Source organism: Mesorhizobium sp. M0145 (assembly GCF_040322355.1).
In the GTDB taxonomy this organism is placed as follows: Bacteria; Pseudomonadota; Alphaproteobacteria; order Rhizobiales; family Rhizobiaceae; genus Mesorhizobium.
This window is the reverse complement of record NZ_JAMYTK010000013.1, coordinates 25,718-45,530: the sequence shown is the minus strand read 5'-3', so window position 1 is coordinate 45,530 and position 19,813 is coordinate 25,718. Positions and strand designations below refer to the sequence as shown.

19 protein-coding genes are annotated in these 19,813 nt (G+C 62.2%); 4 read left to right on the top strand and 15 right to left on the bottom strand.

Features of this window, described 5'->3' with window-relative positions:
* Positions 1-10: 10 nt before the first annotated feature.
* Genes NKJ28_RS19210 through NKJ28_RS19200 form a run of 3 tightly spaced genes read right to left on the bottom strand, consistent with a single transcriptional unit; the run spans position 11 to position 2,046 of the window.
* Entirely contained in the window at positions 11-718 is a 708-nt protein-coding gene (locus tag NKJ28_RS19210) for a Bax inhibitor-1/YccA family protein (RefSeq protein ID WP_023675065.1), read from the bottom strand.
* A gap of 24 nt (positions 719-742) precedes the next feature.
* Complete coding sequence (locus NKJ28_RS19205; protein WP_023675066.1) at positions 743-1,516, bottom strand: anti-sigma factor family protein; 774 nt, start codon at positions 1,514-1,516, stop codon at positions 743-745.
* Positions 1,513-2,046, bottom strand: a complete 534-nt coding sequence (locus NKJ28_RS19200) for a sigma-70 family RNA polymerase sigma factor (RefSeq protein WP_023675067.1) — start codon at positions 2,044-2,046, stop codon at positions 1,513-1,515. The genes NKJ28_RS19205 and NKJ28_RS19200 overlap by 4 nt, the downstream gene beginning before the upstream one ends.
* Before the next feature lie 218 nt (positions 2,047-2,264).
* On the opposite strand from NKJ28_RS19200, the gene NKJ28_RS19195 reads away from it, so the two are divergent.
* Positions 2,265-3,449: an amino acid aminotransferase gene (locus tag NKJ28_RS19195; protein ID WP_023675068.1), complete on the top strand. Its 1,185-nt coding sequence runs from the start codon at positions 2,265-2,267 to the stop codon at positions 3,447-3,449.
* A 139-nt stretch (positions 3,450-3,588) separates the two neighbouring features.
* Positions 3,589-4,413 carry a nucleoside triphosphate pyrophosphohydrolase gene (mazG, locus tag NKJ28_RS19190; RefSeq protein ID WP_023675069.1) on the top strand — a complete coding sequence of 275 codons (825 nt, stop codon included), beginning with the start codon at positions 3,589-3,591 and terminating at the stop codon, positions 4,411-4,413.
* Between the two features lie 6 nt (positions 4,414-4,419).
* On the opposite strand, the gene hflX is transcribed toward mazG, so the two are convergent.
* From hflX to dusB, 8 genes are all read right to left on the bottom strand, one after another.
* A complete protein-coding gene (gene hflX / locus NKJ28_RS19185; protein WP_023675070.1) occupies positions 4,420-5,811 on the bottom strand; it encodes a GTPase HflX in 1,392 nt (463 codons plus the stop codon).
* Positions 5,812-6,057, bottom strand: coding sequence for an RNA chaperone Hfq (gene hfq, locus NKJ28_RS19180; RefSeq protein ID WP_006202172.1), 246 nt, complete (start codon positions 6,055-6,057; stop codon positions 5,812-5,814).
* A 145-nt stretch (positions 6,058-6,202) separates the two neighbouring features.
* Positions 6,203-7,066 (bottom strand): D-amino-acid transaminase, encoded by an 864-nt coding sequence (locus NKJ28_RS19175; protein WP_023675071.1) that lies wholly within the window; start codon positions 7,064-7,066, stop codon positions 6,203-6,205.
* 88 nt (positions 7,067-7,154) lie between these two features.
* Positions 7,155-8,516 (bottom strand): nitrogen assimilation response regulator NtrX, encoded by a 1,362-nt coding sequence (gene ntrX, locus NKJ28_RS19170; RefSeq protein WP_023675072.1) that lies wholly within the window; start codon positions 8,514-8,516, stop codon positions 7,155-7,157.
* Positions 8,506-10,791 (bottom strand): sensor histidine kinase NtrY-like, encoded by a 2,286-nt coding sequence (locus tag NKJ28_RS19165; RefSeq protein WP_023675073.1) that lies wholly within the window; start codon positions 10,789-10,791, stop codon positions 8,506-8,508. Before NKJ28_RS19165 ends, ntrX begins: the two co-directional genes overlap by 11 nt.
* Before the next feature lie 128 nt (positions 10,792-10,919).
* A complete protein-coding gene (gene ntrC, locus NKJ28_RS19160; RefSeq protein WP_023675074.1) occupies positions 10,920-12,380 on the bottom strand; it encodes a nitrogen regulation protein NR(I) in 1,461 nt (486 codons plus the stop codon).
* Positions 12,377-13,519, bottom strand: coding sequence for a two-component system sensor histidine kinase NtrB (locus tag NKJ28_RS19155; protein WP_023675075.1), 1,143 nt, complete (start codon positions 13,517-13,519; stop codon positions 12,377-12,379). The genes ntrC and NKJ28_RS19155 overlap by 4 nt, the downstream gene beginning before the upstream one ends.
* Positions 13,516-14,541 (bottom strand): tRNA dihydrouridine synthase DusB, encoded by a 1,026-nt coding sequence (dusB, locus tag NKJ28_RS19150; RefSeq protein ID WP_352636700.1) that lies wholly within the window; start codon positions 14,539-14,541, stop codon positions 13,516-13,518. The genes NKJ28_RS19155 and dusB overlap by 4 nt, the downstream gene beginning before the upstream one ends.
* 180 nt (positions 14,542-14,721) lie before the next feature.
* Between dusB and NKJ28_RS19145 the strand changes: the two genes are divergently transcribed.
* Together NKJ28_RS19145 and NKJ28_RS19140 are read left to right on the top strand one after the other, a co-directional pair.
* A complete protein-coding gene (locus tag NKJ28_RS19145) occupies positions 14,722-15,942 on the top strand; it encodes a bifunctional 2-C-methyl-D-erythritol 4-phosphate cytidylyltransferase/2-C-methyl-D-erythritol 2,4-cyclodiphosphate synthase (RefSeq protein WP_352636699.1) in 1,221 nt (406 codons plus the stop codon).
* Positions 15,939-16,448: a CinA family protein gene (locus tag NKJ28_RS19140; RefSeq protein ID WP_352593871.1), complete on the top strand. Its 510-nt coding sequence runs from the start codon at positions 15,939-15,941 to the stop codon at positions 16,446-16,448. Before NKJ28_RS19145 ends, NKJ28_RS19140 begins: the two co-directional genes overlap by 4 nt.
* On the opposite strand, the gene NKJ28_RS19135 is transcribed toward NKJ28_RS19140, so the two are convergent.
* The 4 genes from NKJ28_RS19135 to lpdA form a co-directional block, all read right to left on the bottom strand.
* Positions 16,424-16,885, bottom strand: coding sequence for a type II toxin-antitoxin system RatA family toxin (locus tag NKJ28_RS19135; protein WP_023675079.1), 462 nt, complete (start codon positions 16,883-16,885; stop codon positions 16,424-16,426). The genes NKJ28_RS19140 and NKJ28_RS19135 overlap by 25 nt on opposite strands.
* 12 nt (positions 16,886-16,897) lie before the next feature.
* Positions 16,898-17,863: a lipoyl synthase gene (gene lipA, locus NKJ28_RS19130; RefSeq protein ID WP_023675080.1), complete on the bottom strand. Its 966-nt coding sequence runs from the start codon at positions 17,861-17,863 to the stop codon at positions 16,898-16,900.
* 137 nt (positions 17,864-18,000) lie between these two features.
* Complete coding sequence (locus NKJ28_RS19125; RefSeq protein WP_023675081.1) at positions 18,001-18,258, bottom strand: GlsB/YeaQ/YmgE family stress response membrane protein; 258 nt, start codon at positions 18,256-18,258, stop codon at positions 18,001-18,003.
* 98 nt (positions 18,259-18,356) lie between these two features.
* Positions 18,357-19,802 (bottom strand): dihydrolipoyl dehydrogenase, encoded by a 1,446-nt coding sequence (gene lpdA / locus NKJ28_RS19120; RefSeq protein WP_023675082.1) that lies wholly within the window; start codon positions 19,800-19,802, stop codon positions 18,357-18,359.
* Positions 19,803-19,813: the final 11 nt, after the last annotated feature.

The following is a 19,813-nucleotide window of genomic DNA, read 5'->3' as shown; positions in this document are numbered from 1 at the left end:
TCAACGCCGGCTATTCGCGCTCGCCGGTGAAGTTCAACAGCAGTTGGAAGATGTTGATGAAGTTCAGATAGAGCGAGAATGCCCCGAAGACAGCGAGTTTCTGCTGTGATTCCGCGCCGAAGTTTTCCGCATACTGCTCCTTGATCGTCTGGGTATCCCAGGCGGTGAGGCCGATGAAGACGGCGATGCCGATCACAGAGATCGCGAATTGGAGCGCGGTCGAGCCCAGGAAGATATTGACGATGCTGGCGATCACCACGCCGATCAGGCCCATGATCAGGAACGACGAAAACTGCGTCAGGTCGCGTTTGGTCGTGTACCCGTAAAGGCTGGTCGCGCCGAACATGGTGGCGGCGATGAAGAAGGTGCGTGCGATGCTGGTGCCGGTAAAGACCAGGAACACGGAAGCCAGCGACAGGCCCATGACCGCGCAGAATGCCCAGAACATCGCCTGGGCGCCGCCTGCCGACATCGCCTGCATCCGAAACGAGAACAAGAGCACAAAGGCCAGCGGGGCCAGCATCACCACCCATTTCAGCGGTGTGGAGAAGATCGGCACGTAAAGAGCGGGCGTGGAAGCCACCACGAACGCGATCACGCCCGTAACGACGAGGCCAAGGCCCATATAGTTATAGACGCGCAGCATGTGCCGGCGCAGGCCTTCATCGTAGACGGCTCCGGCTCGGGCTCCGGCCCCGATATATCCGAGATTGTTCATGTGGTTCTCCTTCTTGCAGGTCGATCAGTAAAGCGTTTTGGCGAGGGCTTCGGCCGTGCGATCGAGACCGCCGACATCGCTGCGTCCGACGACCGCGTAGGCGACCTCGCCGATCTGGAAATAAGCCGAGGAAACTTCGCCCGAGGGAACGACGGTCGGCTTGACGACGTCGAATGTTCCGGGCCTGATCGCGAACAACGAGACCAGCCCCATCTCTTTCGTCTCGACAGCCATCTCGACGCTCGGTCCGAATTGCGATGGATAGATCTGCACGTCACGGACCGTCCAGTCCGCTGGCAGCGATGGCATCACGATCGCCGTCGCGGCGCGGATTTCGTCGGCATTGTAGCCGGGTGCTTCGGGTTGCGACGACATCGCCTCGCGCACGAGCGTCGTGCGGTGCGCCCGGACCGCGTCCTCCACATAGGCCGGCGGATGGGTCGAAGCGACGACTTCCGTCACCGATATCGGTCCGATGAGCCCGTTCGCAAGCCAGCCGGCAGCGACGAAGACAGCGACTGCCGCAACTCGCTGCAAAGCACCAAGGACGCGGCCGCGCGCCAATCCCCGCTCCAGCCGTCGTGCAGCATCGGCCGTCGCGGGCCGCGCCATGCCTTTCGATCCGGCAAGCGCCACGCGCAATTCGTCACGCATCCGTAAGTCGGACATCACCCGCGCGGCCGCGTCCGGGCGGGCCGAAAGGAACGCCTCGACCTCGATGCGACGAGCCACGTCCAGCTGATCGTCGACATAGGCGTCGAGATCGGCGCCGGTTACGGGATCGCGCAGTTGGTTCATGATCCACCTCCGACGATCTTCAGATGGCCTTTCGCGCGTGCCGGCACCGCGTCCTCCATCTCGCGCAGGGCCGCACGCGCCCTGCCGATGCGCGACATCAGCGTGCCAAGCGGCACGCCACTCACCTCAGCGGCCTGGCTGTAGCTAAGCCCCTCGATGGCGACGAGATGCAACGCCGAACGCTGCTCCTCCGGCAATTCGAAAAACGCTTCGCGCACCTGCGCCAGACGGACCGAATGTTCCTGCGGAGCCTGGACATTCGCCTCGGCGAGATAGCCGGCCTGTTCGATGCGCATTGCTTCGGATTTGCGGGACCGCAGACCGTCGATGAATGCATTATGGACGATCGACAGCAGCCATACGCGAAGATTTCCGCCGGAGCGGAAGCTGCCGCGTCGCTCATAGGCACGCACCAGCGCATCATGCAGCAGATCCTCTGCATCGGCGCTGTCGCGCGTCAGCGAGCGTGCATAGCGGCGCAGCGAACCGAGCTGTCCCAGAATATCGAAGCGTGGCATCGGCCGTTTCATGTCCTGTTTACGGAGCAGGTCGGGATGTTAATCCCGCTCTCCCCGAAATTTTCTTACGGCTCGCCGCGTTCTCGTCCTGGGAGATATCGGGCCCGCTCTCGCCCGCCAGATAGTATTGGCCGCCCTCGAGGCAAACCGGCGCCGAGTTGGCGCATATGAAACTGCTGGCAAAGTACGGCCGGTTTGCGTATCACTCCGCCGCCAACGGAACCTTATCGATGTTCGAAAATCTCCAGCCCGCGCCTGCCGACAAGATCCTGGCCTTGATCGGTCTCTATCGCGCCGACCCGCGTCCCGACAAGGTCGATCTTGGGGTCGGCGTTTATAGGGATCGCGACGGCAAGACGCCGGTGATGCGCGCGGTGCGCGAAGCCGAAAAGCGGCTGCTGCAGGGCCAGGATACCAAGACCTATCTCGGCCTTGCCGGCGATACTGCCTTCAACGCGGCGATGGCCAGGTTGGTGTTCGGCCCAGCCGCCGACATGACGCGCATTCGTGCGGCGCAGGCGCCAGGCGGCTCCGGCGCGCTGCGGCTGGTAGCAGAGCTGCTGAAAAGGACCCGCACCGACGCGATGGTCTGGCTATCGGATCCGACATGGCCGAACCACATGCCGGTGATGCGCGCCGCTGGCCTGCAGACACGCGAATATCCCTATTTCGACGCTGCTTCTGGTGCGGTTCGCTTCGACGACATGCTGAATGCATTGAGAACCGCGAATCCTGGCGACGTCGTATTGTTGCATGGCTGTTGCCATAACCCGACAGGCGCCAATCTAGACATCTCGCAATGGGCTGCCATTGCCGATCTTGTCGTTGAGCGCGGCCTGCTGCCCTTTGTCGACATCGCCTATCAGGGCTTTGGCGAGGGACTTGATGCGGATGCCGCCGGCTTGCGCCTTCTGGCGGCAAAAGTTCCGGAAATGGTCGTTGCCTCGAGCTGCTCGAAGAACTTTGCCGTCTATCGCGACCGAGTCGGTGCAGCGCTGATCATGGCGAAAGGTGGCGCGCAGGCGGATTTGGCGATGGGCCAGATGCTGTCGGCGGCGCGCGCCATGTATTCGATGCCGCCGGACCACGGCGCGGCGGCGGTGCGCATCGTGCTTGAAGACCCCGCATTGCGTGCCGACTGGGAAGCAGAGCTTGAAGAGATGCGGCTGCGCATGCTGCGGCTGCGCGTCCAGTTCGCCGAGGCGCTGCGGCGGCAGTCCAACTCCGACCGTTTCGATTTCGTCGCCAGCCATCGCGGCATGTTTTCCCGGCTTGGCCTGTCGGAAGCGCAAGTCGAGCGGCTGCGCGCCGAGCATGCCATCTACATGGTCGGCGACAGCCGCATCAACGTTGCCGGCCTGCCCGAGGACGGCATGGATGCGCTCGCCAAGGCGATAGTCTCCGTGCTCGACTGATACTTTTTGCTAGTTAGGATCTTTTCCGGAAACCGGCTTCCACTTTCGGATCATGGTCTGGCCGCCCATCTGTGGACAAGGCGCCCTCACCGGCTGAAGCCGTTGGCCGCACAGCCATGTACAGGATAGCGTTTCCCAGATGAAACCCTCGAAAGACATTTCCCGGCTGATCGAGATCATGGCAGCGCTGCGGGCGCCGGAAACCGGTTGCCCGTGGGATATCGAGCAGGACTTTTCGACAATCGCGCCATACACGATCGAGGAAGCCTACGAAGTGGCGGACGCCATTGCGCGCGGCGACCTCGACGATCTGCGGGATGAACTCGGCGATCTCCTGCTGCAAGTGGTCTACCACGCGCAAATGGCCGAGGAGGCCGGCGAATTTTCATTCGGCGATGTGGTCCAGGCCATCACCACAAAAATGATCCGCCGCCACCCCCATGTCTTCGGCGACAACAAGGCGCGCAGCGCCGGCATGGCCAAGGGCATGTGGGAAAAGATCAAGGCAGAGGAAAAGGCGGAGAAGCGCAGTGCGCGCCTCGCCCGTGGGCTCGACCCGGAAGACCATGGCAAGGGCTTTCTCGACAGTGTGCCGGTCGCCCTGCCCGCGCTGCCCCGGGCGCTCAAGCTGCAGGAAAAGGCCGCCCGCGTCGGCTTCGACTGGAGCGAGGCGGCGCCGATCCTCGACAAAATCGAGGAGGAGATCGGCGAACTACGCGAGGCGCTGGCCAAAGGCGACACTGCGCCGATCAAGGACGAGTTCGGCGACATGCTGTTTGCGGTCGTCAATCTCGGCCGGCACCTCAAAATTGATTCCGAAGCGGCACTCAGTGGCACCAACGAAAAATTCCGATCGCGCTTCCACTATGTCGAGCGGACGCTGCAAGCGTCGGGAAACAGCCTCGAAGAGGCGACGCTGGACGAGATGGAAGCGCTCTGGCAGCAGGCAAAAAGCGCGAAGTAAACGCCTCTACCCGTTGTTTTGACGGCGCAATCGGCTTTCGATCTCCTGCCGAGCGCTGTGTGTAGCCTTGAGCGCGACGGTCACGCTGCCATCCTCATTGTCGTCGCGCGAGACGATGTCGCCGTTGCGGTAAAGCCAGTCGACGACGCCGAGTTGGTCGGGCTTAAGTGTGACGGTGAACGTCTCCAGTTCGCCCGACATCATCGTCTCGATGATCGTCTTCAGCGCATCGATGCCCTCGCCGGTTACCGCCGATATGGCGATCGGCGGTGCCTTCTTGCCGTCAGCACCATCGGCAAGCAGCCGCGCCCGGTTGCCCTCGTCGAGCCGGTCGATCTTGTTCCATACTTCGATGACGCGCTTGCTATCGCGGGCGTCGACGCCGAGATCGGCAAGGATGCGCTCGACATCTTCGGCCTGCGCGGCCGTATCGGGATCGGAGATGTCGCGCAGATGAATGACGAGGTCTGCCTCGACCACTTCCTCCAGCGTCGCCCTGAAGGCCGCGACCAGATGCGTTGGCAGGTCGGAAATGAAGCCGACCGTATCGGAAAGGATGATCGGCGTGCCGTGCGGCAGGCGCACGCGGCGCAGCGTCGGGTCGAGCGTGGCAAACAGCATGTCTTCGGCCAGCACCCCTGCTCCGGTCATCCGGTTGAACAGAGTCGACTTGCCGGCATTGGTGTAGCCGACGATCGCCACCACCGGAAATGGCACCTTCTTGCGCTTGGCGCGGTGCAGGTCGCGGGTGCGGCGCACAGTTTCGAGCTCGTGCTTCAGCTTGGTGATCTTGTCCTGCAGCACACGCCGATCCGACTCGATCTGGGTCTCGCCAGGGCCGCCGAGAAAGCCGGCGCCGCCACGCTGGCGCTCGAGGTGGGTCCAGCTCCGCACAAGGCGGCCTTTCTGGTAGTTGAGATGGGCAAGATCGACCTGCAGCGTGCCTTCCTTGGTGCGGGCGCGCTCGCCGAAAATCTCCAGGATCAGCCCGGTGCGGTCGAGCACCTTGGCGTTCAACTCTTTTTCGAGGTTGCGCTGCTGTACCGGGGTCAGCGGATGATCGACAATGACCACTTCCGCGTGGCCCTCTTTGACGATCTCAGCGAACTCCGCCACCTTGCCGCTGCCGAGCAAGGTCGCCGGGCGTGGATCGTTGACGGTCACCACCGCCGTGTGGACCAGGTCGAGGTCGATTGCGCTGGCGAGGCCGACGGCCTCGTCGCGACGAGCCTCGGCGGAACGGCTCAGGCGGGGGCGGTTGGTGTCGTCGTCGCCACGAGGCTGCCGGGTAAGCACCGGCACGATAACCACCGCCCGGGTCGGGCCGTTGGCCTCTGTCCCGGTCTGATGTGCTGGTTTTCCGCGAACGCTGCGGTCCGCGTCTTTCTCACGTGCCAATCAGGCGCCCTGGCTTTCCTCACCATCGAACATCTGAACCGGCTGGCTCGGCATGATCGTGGAAATAGCGTGCTTGTAGACAAGCTGGGAATGGCCGTCGCGACGCAGCAGAACGCAGAAATTGTCGAACGAAGTGACCACGCCGGTCAGCTTCACGCCGTTGATGAGAAAGATGGTGAGTGGATTTTTGCTCTTGCGAACTGAATTCAGGAACAGGTCCTGAAGATTTTGCGATCGTTCCGCCATTGTTCTTGTCTTTCGCCGATCCCCTTCGGTTTGCAGGCCAATGCGCCAAATTAGCCGGCACATGTCAAGCACGCAAACACCATCTTGCCGTCAGTAACGACAAGCAGAACGAGATATATTGATGTTCATTCCATCTGTGCGGTTATCAGGCTGGACTTTTTTCCGCAACGTCAAAAAAGGCCTGCCGTAATGAAACTGTTATCGAGCCCGGGTGGCCGTTGGCGACGGGAGCGCCATCGATCGCCACCACCGGCATGGCAATCGTGGTCGCGGAGCTGATGAAAACCTCGCGCGCGGCCTTGGCTTCGGCCACCGAAAAACCGCGCTCCTCGATCTTCAGGCCGAGCTTGGCGGCCACGTCGAACAGCGTCGTACGGGTGATGCCGCGCAGGATGCCGTGCTCGGCCGGCCGCGTCACCAGCACGCCATCCCCGGTGATGATCCAGGCGTTCGACGATCCACCTTCCTTGACGGTGCCGTCGACATCGACGAACCAGGCCTCCTGAGCGCCGGCTTCCTTGGCTTTCTGCTTGGCCAGCACGTTCGGCAGCAGGCCGACCGACTTGATATCGACCCGATCCCACCGGTTCTCCGGCACCGTGATAACCCGGATCCCGCTCTCGGCCCGCTTCGCGGCAGCTGCAGGATCGGCTTTTTTGGCAGTCACCACCAGCGACGGCTTCGTGTCCGCCGGCGGGAAGAAAAACTCGCGGCTGGCGACGCCGCGTGTCACCTGGACATAGACCAGGCCGTCGACGACATGGTTGCGGCGCACCACCTCGCGCATGACGAGCGGCAGCACGCCGCGCGTGATCGGCCAATCGATCGAGAGTTCGGCAAGTGAGCGGTTCAATCGGGCGAGATGGCGCGGCATGTCGACGATGAAGCCTCGTGCCACCTCGCAGACCTCGTAGACGCCGTCGGCGAATTGATAGCCACGGTCCTCGATATGCACGGAAGCTTCGGCGTGAGCGACGTAGCGCCCGTTCACATACGCAATGCGCGGCATGGCTAATCCCTGAAAGAAGTCCAGCTTTCTTATGCGATTCCAAGACCGCCGTAACCGATAATTGGGTGGGCCACGACTGGTTTGGCTGTCAGACGCCCAGCGACTTCAGCTTGCGGTGCAATGCAGAGCGTTCCATGCCGATAAACTCTGCCGTCTTCGAGATATTGCCGCCAAAACGGTTGATCTGGGCGATCAGATAGTCCTTCTCGAATTGTTCGCGCGCTTCCCGCAGCGGCAGCGCCATTATGTGCTGATCGGATTTGTTTGGAGTGCGCGGCATGACGTCGCCGATCTCGGCAGGCAGGAGATCGGCGGTGATCGGCGCATCGACATCGTCGCCGCGCGCCAGGATCATCAGCCGCTCGACATTGTTGCGCAACTGGCGAACGTTGCCCGGCCAGTTATGCGCCTGCAGCACCGCCAGCGCGTCGTCGCCGATGCGGCGCGGCTTTATGCCGGCCTGGCGAGCGATCTGCTTCATGAAATTGTCGACCAGATAAGGAATGTCCTCGCGACGCTCGGCCAGTCCCGGCACCATGACCGGAACCACGGCCAGGCGATGATAAAGGTCCTCACGGAAACGGCCGTCGGCGATCATGGCTTCCAGGTTCTGCGAGGTCGACGAGACGATGCGCACGTCGACCTTGACCCGCTTGGTGCCCCCTACCCGCTCGAACTGCTGTTCGACCAACACGCGCAGGATCTTGTTTTGCGTCTCGCGCGGCATGTCGGCCACTTCATCGATGTAGAGAATGCCGCGATGGGCTTCCTCCAGCGCGCCGACCTTGCGTTCGACGCCGTTCGATTCGGTGCCGAACAGCTCGATCTCCATACGCTCTGGGGTGATGTTGGCGGCGCTCAGCGTCACAAACGGTGCACTCTTGCGCGCCGACAGTGCGTGGATGGCGCGCGCCGCCAGTTCCTTGCCCGAGCCGGAGGGGCCGATAATCATGACGCGGCTGTTGGTCGGCGCGACGCGCTCGATGGTCTGGCGCAATTGGCTCATTGCCGATGACATGCCGATGAGGTCGAAAGTCTCGCCGCTGCGCAGCTTGAGATCCGAAACCTCGCGTCTCAATTTGGAGGTTTCGAGCGCCCGTTCGGCAATGAGGATCAGCCTGTCGGCCTTGAATGGCTTTTCGATGAAATCATAGGCGCCGCGGCGAATGGCCGAGACTGCCGTTTCGATATTGCCATGGCCCGAGATCATCACCACCGGCAGGTTCGGGTGCATCGTCTTGATCTCGTCCAGCAAGGCCAGGCCATCGAGCCGCGAGCCCTGCAGCCAGATGTCGAGGAAGACCAGCCTGGGTGCCCGGTCGGCGACCGCCGCCAGCGCGCTGTCGGCATCAAACGCCGTGCGTGTTTCGTGACCTTCGTCGCTCAGGATACCGGCGACGAGTTCGCGGATGTCTTCCTCGTCATCGACGATGAGAATATCAGACGCCATTTCCGACCTTTTCAGTTTCTTTTTCGTGTTCCGTCTTGCCCTCGCCGCGTATCGGAACGGTGGCGGCAACCGGCAGGATGATGCTGATCATTGCACCCCGCCCATCGTGGAAGTCCGCTGGTGCATCGTGCAATTCGAGTCGCCCGCCATGGTCCTCCACGATCTTCTTGACGATAGCGAGGCCAAGCCCGGTGCCTTTCTCGCGTGTCGTCATGTAAGGCTCGAGCAAGCGCTGCCGGTTTTCGCGCGGCAAGCCCCTGCCGTTGTCGATGACGTCGATTCGAATCGCGCCATTCTGACGCCCGGCTTGAATCCGGATTATGCCGTGCGGACGATCCTCTGCATCAAGTCCGTCGATGGCTTCGGCAGCATTCTTGATGACGTTGCCGAACGCCTGCGCCATCAGCCGGCTGTCGAACGTGCCTTTGAGTGGCTCATTGCCGAAGACGCGCTCGAAGGTGATGTCGGCGCGGCTCACTTCGACCAGGAACGAGGCCTCGCGCAACGAATCGCGCAGATCGATGGCCTTCATTTCCGGTTTCGGCATGCGGGCGAACGCCGAGAACTCGTCGACCATGCGGCCGATGTCCTCCACTTGCCGGATGATGGTGTCGGTGCATTGATCGAAAACCTCACGGTCCTCGGTGATGACCTTGCCATAACGGCGCTTGATGCGCTCGGCCGAAAGCTGGATCGGCGTCAACGGGTTCTTGATCTCGTGGGCGATGCGCCGCGCCACGTCGGCCCATGCAGAGGAACGCTGTGCCTGGACCAGATCGGTAATGTCGTCGACTGTCACGACGTAGGATTTATCCTCCGAACCGTCGTCGCCGGCTTCAATCGTGATCTGCACGTTGAAGGTCCGTTCGGTGCCGGCACGATAGAAGGTGACCTGTTCGCGATAGACCGGCTTGCCCGATTTGCGGCCGATCTCGAAGACGCGGCCGACATGCGGCAGCACGGCGGAAAGGTTCTGCCCAAGCGCTGCCGTGGCGGATATGGCCAGCATCGTTTCGGCCGAACGGTTGACGATGGTGACGATGCCATATGGATCGACGCCGATGACCCCGGCGGTGACGCCGGCAAGCACCGCCTCCGAAAAGCGCCGCCGCTCGTCGATCAAATCCTTGGCCGACAGGATCTCGTTGCGCTGCGATTTCAGCTCCATCAGCATCTTGTTGAAGGTGTCGCCGAGCGAGGCGACGTCACCGTCGGAGGGGCGGACAGGCACGGCTACGTCGAGATTGCCGGTAGCGACCTCATCGGCCGCGCCGATGAGCTGACGAATCGGCCGCACCAGGCGGTCGGCCACCGCAATGCCGGTCCAGATGGCGGACAGGATGATGATCAGCGTCAGCGACAGATAGGGAAGCGCGAAAGCCACTTGCGAGGTGCGGCGATTGTCTTCGAGACCGCGATATTCGGCGGTGTTGGATTTGACGATCTGCCGCGCCTTGATCACCTCGGGATCGACGAGGCGGATGGTGTAGAGATAGAGGCCGTCGATCTCGCGCAGCTTGACGATGGCACCCATGATGTTGCGGGTGCGCGGTTCTATCAGCACCGGCTTGCCGTCGGCAGCGCTTGCCACGGCGCCCTCAGGCGGCTCCGGCATGGCAAAGTCCGCGTCGGTCTTGGCGCTCATAACGAAGGAACCATCGGGCTTGATGAGTGCTGCGTGCGCCAGCGAGCGTCCCACCGCCTCCTTGTTCATGAGGTCGAGAAAACCGGTACGATCGAGGCCGTAAAGCGTGCGCGAAGCGTCGAGGTCGTAAGCCATCGACAACGTCGTGCCCTGAAGATTTCGTGCGTTTTCCTGCACATAGGCGTCAGCGATCGACAACGACGAATTGACGATCGTTTTGGTGCGGATCTCGAACCAGCGGTCGAGGCCGATGTCGAGCGTGATCGACGCGATGATCGCCACCATGATCGCGGGGATGGCGGCGACCAGCGCAAACATCGCCACTATGCGCACATGCAGGCGCGACGCAGCCTTGCCATGCCGTCGTGCCATCAGGATGCGATGCACCTCGCGGCCGACCAGCAAGATCAGAAACAGGACGAACGCCGCATTAAGCGCAATCAGCGCCAGCGTCGTCCTCGCGTCGGGCGTGATCGGCGTCGCGCCGACCAGAATGGCGAAGGAGATCGCCGCCGTCACCAGCGCACCGGCAACGGCGATCACGCCCGGCAGCGCAAGCAGCCGGCGACCGTCTCGCGCGCCCGTATTGCTGAAAAGCGATTTGCTCAGTGTCGGTGCGTGCAGGGCCATGTCGCCGTCTAGAGCCAGTGATTGCGTCGGATGTATGCAACGCATTGTGGCGATTATGCAACAAGTGTGGCCGAGACGGAAATCTTTCGGCAATCGATCCCCTGGAAAGCGCTCGTAAAGGGATTCGTCTAGACCTGCCTGGACGATTTGTAGACGTTGACGCCGAGTTCGCGAATCTTTTTGCGCAGCGTGTTGCGGTTGAGCCCCAGCAATTCCGCAGCCTTGATCTGGTTACCGCGCGTTGCGGTCATCGAGGCGAGGACCAGCGGGTATTCGACCTCGGAGAGGATTCGCTGATAGAGCCCGGCCGGGGGCAAGTCGCCGGCAAACGAGGCAAAATAGCGTTGCAGGAAATGCTCCACCGCCTGGCCGATGGAAAGGTCATCGGGAATGAGGTTGCCGCCACCTGGAACGACAGGCCTTTCGCCGGTCTTCAACTCCGCCTCGATGATCTCGGCAGAAATCTCGTCCTGCGAATACAGTGCAGCCAGCCTGCGGATGAGGTTTTCGAGTTCGCGCACGTTGCCCGGCCATGGGTAGCGCTTCATCAGCTCGATGCCGCCGGTGGAAATGCGCTTGGTCTGCAGGCCTTCACTGGCGCCGAGCTTGAAGAAGTGCCGGACGAGGTCCGGAATGTCCTCCGATCGCTCGCGCAGCGCCGGCAGCCTGAGCGGCACAACGTTCAAGCGGTAGAACAGGTCCTCGCGGAAAAGCCCCTGATTGATCAGCGTGCGCAGGTCCTTGTTGGTGGCAGCGACGATGCGCACGTCAGTCTTGATCGGCGTGCGGCCGCCGACCGTGGTGTATTCGCCCTGCTGCAGCACACGCAGCAGCCGCGTCTGCGCTTCCATCGGCATGTCGCCGATCTCGTCGAGGAACAGCGTGCCGCCTTCGGCCTGCTCGAAACGGCCAGTGGAGCGGTTCTGTGCGCCGGTAAAGGCGCCCTTCTCGTGCCCGAATAGTTCCGATTCGATCAGGTCGCGTGGGATCGCCGCCATGTTGATGGCGACGAAGGGGCCACCACGACGACGGCCATATTCATGCAGCGCGCGCGCCACCAGTTCCTTGCCGGTACCCGATTCGCCCGAGATCATCACCGTCAGGTCGGTCTGCATCATGCGCGCCAGCATGCGGTAGATGTCCTGCATGGCCGCCGAGCGGCCGACCAGCGGCATGGTTTCAGGCGGCTCGTCGGCACGCGTATCGATCTTGGGCCGCCGCGGCTCGGAAAGCGCGCGGTTGACGATGTTGAGCAGCTCCGTCAGGTCGAACGGTTTCGGCAGATATTCATAGGCTCCGGTTTCGGAGGCCCGGATCGCAGTCATGAACGTGTTCTGCGCACTCATGACGATGACCGGCAGTTCCGGTCGCGCCTTCTTGATGCGCGGCAGCATGTCGAAGGCGTTCTCGTCAGGCATGACAACGTCGGTGATAACCAGATCGCCCTCGCCCGCCGCAACCCAGCGCCACAGCGTCGAAGCATTGGAGGTGACACGCACGTCGTGGCCGACGCGCGAAAGCGCCTGGTTGAGGACTGTGCGGATGGCCGCATCGTCGTCAGCGACGAGAATATTGCCGCGAACGGTCATTTGCGGTCTCCTTCACCGTCGTCGTCGGTGCCAAACTGAGTTTCTTTCCACGCCGGCATCAGAATACGGAAGGTGGTGCCGCGCGGCGTCGATTCGCATTCAATGATGCCGCCATGCTCGCCGACGATCTTTGCGACCAGCGCCAGACCGAGACCGGAGCCGTTCGGCTTGGTGGTGATGAAAGGATCGAACAGGATCGGCAGGATATCCTCGGAGACACCCGAACCGTTGTCGCGCACGCAGAATTCCAATGGCAGCGACACGCGGTCCTGCGTTCCGGGCACGGAAACACGGATGCCCGGGCGGAAGGCGGTCGACAGCATGATCTCGCCCTGCGGATCGCTGCCGATCGCCTCGGCGGCATTTTTTACCAGATTGAGGAACACTTGGATGAGCTGGTCGCGATTGGCAAAGACCGGAGGCAATGATGGATCATAATCCTCTAATATCTTGATCCTCTTGGCAAAACCGTTCTTGGCGATTGCTTTGACATGGTCGAGCACGACATGGATGTTGACGGGGTAGCGGTCGATCGGCCGCTCGTCCGAAAACACCTCCATGCGGTCGACCAGCGAGACAATGCGGTCGGTCTCGTCGGTGATCAGCCTGGTCAGTGCGCGATCCTCGTCGGACGCCGACAGTTCAAGCAGCTGCGCGGCACCACGAATGCCGGACAGCGGGTTCTTGATCTCATGGGCAAGCATCGCGGCAAGGCCGGTGACCGAGCGCGCCGCACCGCGATGCGTCATCTGCCGGTCGATCTTGTCGGCCATTGAGCGTTCCTGGAACATTACCACGACGGAGCCTGGAAATTCCGTCACAGGCGCGACGTAGAGATCGACCACCTTCTCGATGCCGAGCCGCGGCGACGACACGTCCACCCGGTATTCGTTGACTGGCGCCCGGCGCTCGCGCACCTGGTCGACAAGCGTCAGCAGCGGGCTGCCGAAAGGAATGAGCTTGTGCAGCGTGTTGCGCGCGAGCATCGTGGCGCTCGAACGGAAAAAATCCTCGGCATCGGCATTGGCGAAGGTGATGAAGCCTTGCGGATCGACCATGATCACCGGCCGACGAATGGTGTTGAGCACAATATGCGCGGCGTCCGCCATATCCGTGCTCTGTGTGACGGTGGCGTTCATGCCGCACTCCGCAGGTTCGCCGCTTCGGGAGCGGTTGAAAACATGTCGCGCAGCAACGCAATGACGCGCCCAGGCTCGAAAGACGTGAGTATGGCCTTGCGCCGGTCGTCGCTTGTGGCGGCGTGGCGGTCGAGATACCAGCCGAGATGCTTGCGCGCCTGGCGCAATCCGCTTTCCACGCCATAGAGCGTCAGCATGTCTTCGTAATGGGCAATGACGTAATCGGTCAGCGCTTGCGGGCTTTCCGGCATGCCGGATACTGGCTCGGCCAGCGCGGCCGCTACAATGCTGCCGGCGGTCCACGGCGCGCCATAGTGCGCACGGCCGATCATCACCGCGTCGGCGCCGGATTGGTCAAGGATCGACGCAGCCTCTGCCGGCGAGCCGACATCGCCATTGGCAACCACAGGGATCGAGACGGCCTGCTTGACGCGTGCGATGGCACGCCAGTCGGCCGTGCCCTGATAGAACTGGCAACGTGTGCGGCCATGCACCGTCACCATCATCACCCCGGCCTGCTCGGCGCGTCGCGCCAGCATCGGCGCGTTGAGCGCGCCTTCGTCCCAGCCGAGCCGCATTTTGACCGTGACCGGCACGTCGACCGCGGCGACTACCGCTTCGATCAGCGACAGCGCGTGGTCGAGGTCTCGCATCAGTGCCGAACCGGCATAGCCGCCCGTCACCTTTTTGGCCGGACAGCCCATGTTGATGTCGATGATGTCGGCGCCTTCGCCGACCGCGATTCGCGCGCCCTCGGCCATGTGCATCGCCTCGCGGCCGGCAAGCTGGACCATGTGGACAGGCAGCCCGGAATGACGGATGCGCAGGCCCGAGCCAGCCCTGCCCTTTGCAAGCTCACCGCTCGCCACCATTTCCGACACGACCAGCCCGGCGCCATGGGCATGGGCGCGCTGCCGGAACGGCTCGTCGGTGATGCCCGACATCGGCGCGAGAAACACGCGGTTGCGGATTCTCACGCCACCCACATCCAGCGGCGAAGCCAATTTGGTCACATCAGGCATGCACAAAAACCAAGCACCTTCGGTTGCTGCACATTCTCTAGCCAGAACGACGGCAATGTGCAACGCGCAATGTCGTGACATTAAGGCGCATTTGGGAAAAAAAGGATCGCCGGATAGCATCAATCCTAGGTCTTCCGAAAGCGATACCACTTTTCGGGATCATGCGCTAAGCGTCTCGGCATGAGAGATGTGAGCGAAAAGCAAGCTGCGGACGACAAGGTCGCGGTGGTCATCGTTGCCGCCGGCCGCGGCGCGCGCGCCGGACAGGCCAATGGGCCGAAGCAGTACCAGCAGATTGGCGGCGGCGCCGTTATCGCACGCACGCTCGACGCCTTTCTGACGCATCCGAAGATTGGACCTGTCGTCGTTGCTATCCATGCCGACGACGGCGCGCTTTTTCGCCGTGCGGCGGGTGCGAACGCCGACCGTGTCGTCGCGGTGACCGGCGGTACGTCACGGCAGGAGTCCGTCCGGCTTGGACTGCTGGCGTTAAGAAGCCATGCGCCGGGCCGGGTGCTGATCCATGATGCGGCTCGGCCGTTTGTCGACGCGGAACTGATAGACCGCACGATCGCCGCCATTGGCGAGCGCCAGGGAGCACTGCCTGCCTTGCCCGTTGCCGATACGCTCAAGCGCGAAACGGCCGAAGGCATGATCGGCGAAACCGTGTCCAGGGCCGGGCTTCATGCCGCACAGACACCGCAAGGCTTTCCGTTCTGGCCGATCCTGGCTGCGCACGAAAAGGCTCATCATCTGGGCAAAGCGGATTTCACGGACGATGCGGCAATCGCCGAATGGGCGCATATTCCGGTGAAGATCGTTCCCGGCTCGCCGGACAATGTCAAACTGACCTGGGCAAGGGATATTGCGATGGCGGATCAGCGGCTTTCCGGGGGGGCACGTTTTCCGGACATCCGAACCGGCAATGGCTATGACGTCCATGCCTTCGAGCCCGGCGACCATGTCACCCTGTGCGGTGTAGCTATTCCGCACGGCAAGAAATTGTCCGGCCATTCGGATGCCGATGTCGGTCTCCACGCCTTGACCGACGCCCTGCTGGCCACCTGCGGCGCCGGTGACATCGGCACGCATTTCCCGCCCTCCGACCCGCAGTGGAAAGGGGCCGCTTCACGCATCTTCGTCGAACACGCGGTGAAGCTGGTGCGCGAGGGCGGCGGGCGCATTGCCAACGCCGACATCACCCTGATCTGCGAGGCGCCGCGCGTCGGCCCACATCGCGAGGCCATGACCGAAGCGCTTTCGGCAATGCTGCGAATTTCGCGCGATCGCATCTCGATCAAGGCGACAACCAATGAGAAGCTCGGCTTCGTCGGCCGTGAGGAAGGCATAGCGGCCATCGCGACTGCCAGCGTTGTGTTTCCAGGGGATGTCCCTGAATGAGCAATAGCGGTCTCGCAGATGTCCTGCTTAAGGCCTGCCAGCAGCGCGGCATGATGCTGGCGACGGCGGAGAGCTGCACCGGCGGCATGATCATCGCCGCGCTGACCGACATCGCCGGCTCTTCCGCGGTGGTCGATCGCGGCTTCATCACCTATTCCAACCGGGCCAAGACCGAGATGCTCGGCGTCTCGGCCGCTACGCTCGAGGCGCACGGCGCGGTCTCGCGCGAGACTGCGGTGGAGATGGCGGCCGGAGCCTTGACGCATTCGCCGGCCGGGCTCGCCCTGGCGGTGACCGGCATCGCCGGTCCGGACGGCGGCTCTGCGGAAAAACCTGTCGGCCTGGTCTGGTTCGGCGTTGCCGTGGCTGGCCGGCCGGTAGTCAGCGAATGCCAGCTGTTCGCCGACAAGGGCCGTGATTTCATCCGCCGGGAGACGGTCCGACATGCGCTTGAACTGGGTCTACGCGCGCTCGCCGCGGATCAGGCTGCCGATGGCGCGCCGTAGATGATTTCGGCACGTTTCTCGAACGCCTCGGAGAACATGCGGAAGGCGCGGTCGAACATGGTTCCCATGAGCGCACCCAGAATGCGGCTCTTGAACTCATAGTCGATAAAGAAACAGACGTTGCAACCGCCGCCGTCCGCCGGGTCGAAGCGCCAGACATTGCTGAGATATTTGAACGGGCCGTCGATGTATTTGACGTCGATGGCGTTCTCGTCAGGCTTCAGCAGCACCTGCGTGGTGAAAGTCTCGCGGATCGCCTTGTAGCCGATGCTCATGTCCGCGATGAGCAGGGTGCGTCCGTTGCGTTCCTTGCGCGAACGAACCGTAAGTGCCTCGCAAAGCGGCAGGAATTGCGGATAGGATTCGATATCGGCAACCAGAGCGAACATCTGTTCCGGCGTATGCGCAACGCGGCTATGGGCTTCGAATTGTGGCATGAAACCAGTGTGTTAGGCGGACTTCCTGAGAAACGCTTCGCGCGCCGCGCGCAACCTAGCAAAGTCGTCCCCGGCATGGTGCGACGAGCGCGTCAGCGGGCTCGACGCTACCAGCAGGAAGCCCTTGGTCCTGCCGATCGTCTCAAAGGACTTGAATTCCTCCGGCGTGACGAAGCGGATCACCGGATGGTGCTTCTTCGACGGCTGCAGATATTGGCCGATGGTCATGAAGTCGACATTGGCCGAACGCAAATCGTCCATCAGCTGCAGGATTTCGTTCCGCTCCTCGCCAAGGCCGACCATGATACCGGACTTGGTGAAGATCGAGGGATCGAGTTCCTTGACCCGCTGCAAGAGCCTGATCGAGTGGAAATAGCGCGCACCCGGCCGAACAGTCAGATAGTTCGACGGAACGGTCTCGAGATTATGGTTGAAAACGTCCGGCTTGGCCGCCACGACGATCTCCAGTGCACCGTCCTTGCGCAGGAAATCGGGCGTCAGGATTTCGATTGTCGTCGACGGGGTTGCTGCCCTGATCGCACGGATGACATCGGCAAAATGCTGGGCCCCGCCATCGGCGAGATCGTCGCGATCGACGGAGGTGATGACGACATGGCTCAAGCCCATTTGCTTGACCGCATGCGCGACACGCGCCGGCTCGTCGGGATCGAGTGCGGTCGGGATGCCGGTGGCGACATTGCAAAAGGCGCAGGCCCGCGTGCAGATGTCGCCCATGATCATGAAGGTGGCGTGCTTCTTCTCCCAGCACTCGCCGATATTGGGGCAGCCCGCCTCTTCGCAAACCGTCACCAGTTTGTGAGACTTCACGATTTCGCGCGTCTCGGCATAGCCTTTCGACATCGGCGCCTTGACGCGGATCCAGTCAGGCTTGCGCAGTACGTCCTGATCCGGCTTGTGCGCCTTTTCGGGATGCCGCAGGCGCGGCGCATTGGCAATCGTGTCGAGGACGGTGACCATGTGAAACCCGGCTCATTGGCAAGCGCTTGTCCAGCGCTCGCTCTACCCACGTCATCTAGGACTTTTCGGCGAAAAGAAAAAGGCCGCGATCACGCATGCCGCGGTGGCCTTTTTCGCATAGCAAGTGCCGACAGAGGTTAGCGGCGTACCAGTCGTCCGACCGCAATCAGAATGCAGGCACCGATGAAGCCGGTGATCAGATAGGCGATCCAGCCGACGCCGAAGATGCCGATGTTCAGGGCCTGCAAGATGGCATTCAACACGATTGCGCCGACAATGCCGAGAACGATGTTCATGAGGATGCCGGTATTGCTCTTCATGACCATCTCGGCGAGCCATCCCGCCAGGCCGCCGATGATGATGGCTGCAACCCAGCCCACGCCGTTCATTTCCATATGCCCTCTCCTTGTATGATGGATGATGCCTGCGAAACGAATTGCTCTGCCGTCGAGTTCCTTTGTGTCTTCCGTGTGAGACTCGCCCAACTAATTTATCATGCATTCAGTGCGCGGCCATAGGCGTCGAGTACACTCTCCTTCATCATCTCCGACAGCGTCGGGTGCGGGAAGATCGTGTGCATCAGCTCTTCCTCGGTGGTCTCCAGATTCATCGCCACGACGAAGCCCTGGATCAGTTCGGTTACTTCTGCGCCGACCATGTGGGCACCCAGCAACTGGCCGGTCTTCTTGTCGAAAATGGTCTTGACGAAGCCTTGGTCCTCGCCGAGCGCAATCGCCTTGCCGTTTGCGGCGAACTGGAAGCGGCCGACGCGGATGTCCTTGCCATCGGCGTTCGCTTTGGCTTCCGTCAGTCCGACCGAGGCGACTTGCGGATTGCAATAGGTGCAGCCCGGGATCTTCAGCTTGTCAATGGCATGCACGCCGGGGAAATTGGCGATCTTTTCCACGCACACCACGCCCTCATGCTCGGCCTTGTGGGCGAGCATCGGCGGTCCGGCGACATCGCCGATGGCATAGATGCCGGGCACGTTGGTCTTGCCGTAGCCGTCGACGACGACGCAGCCGCGTTCGGTCTTCACGCCGAGCGCCTCGAGGCCGAGATTCTCGATGTTGCCCTGTACGCCGACGGCCGAGATCATGCGGTCGGCGGTGATCTTCTCGACCTTGCCGTCCTTCATCTCGACATGCGCGGTGACCGAGTTAGTGCCCTTCTCGACCTTGGTCACCTTGGCTTCTAAGATGATCTTCATGCCCTGCTTCTCGAACTGCTTCTGCGCGAATTTCGAGACCTCGGCGTCCTCGACCGGCATCACAGCCGGCAGCAGTTCGACCACCGTCACCTCGGCGCCCATGGTGCGGTAGAACGAGGCGAACTCGATGCCGATGGCGCCCGAGCCCATCACCAGCAGCGATTTCGGCATCTCTTTCGGCACCATCGCCTCGAAATAGGTCCAGATCAACTTGCCGTCAGGCTCGATGCCGGGCAGCGCGCGCGGCCTGGCGCCGGTCGCCAGGATGATGTGCTTGGCGCTATAGGTGCCCTCGCCCTTGACGCCCTTGGGCGCCGGCGGCTGCGGCTCCATCGGCTTCTTCGACGATTTCGACACGACGATCTCGCCAGGTTTGGTCAGCTTGGCTTCGCCCCAGATGACGTCGACCTTGTTCTTCTTCATCAGGAAGCCGACGCCGCCGTTGAGCCGCAGCGAGACCTTTCGCGAGCGATCGACGACGGCGGCTGTGTCGACGCCGACCTTGCCATCGATCTTCAGGCCGTAGTCCTTCAGATGATCCGAATAGTGCATGATCTCGGCGGAGCGCAGCAGCGCTTTGGTCGGAATGCAGCCCCAGTTGAGGCAGATGCCGCCCAAGTGCTCGCGCTCGACGATCGCCGTCTTGAAGCCAAGCTGGGCCGAACGCACTGCAGTGACATAGCCGCCGGGGCCGGAGCCGATGATGATGACGTCGTAGTTCTCAGCCACGGCTTTCTCCT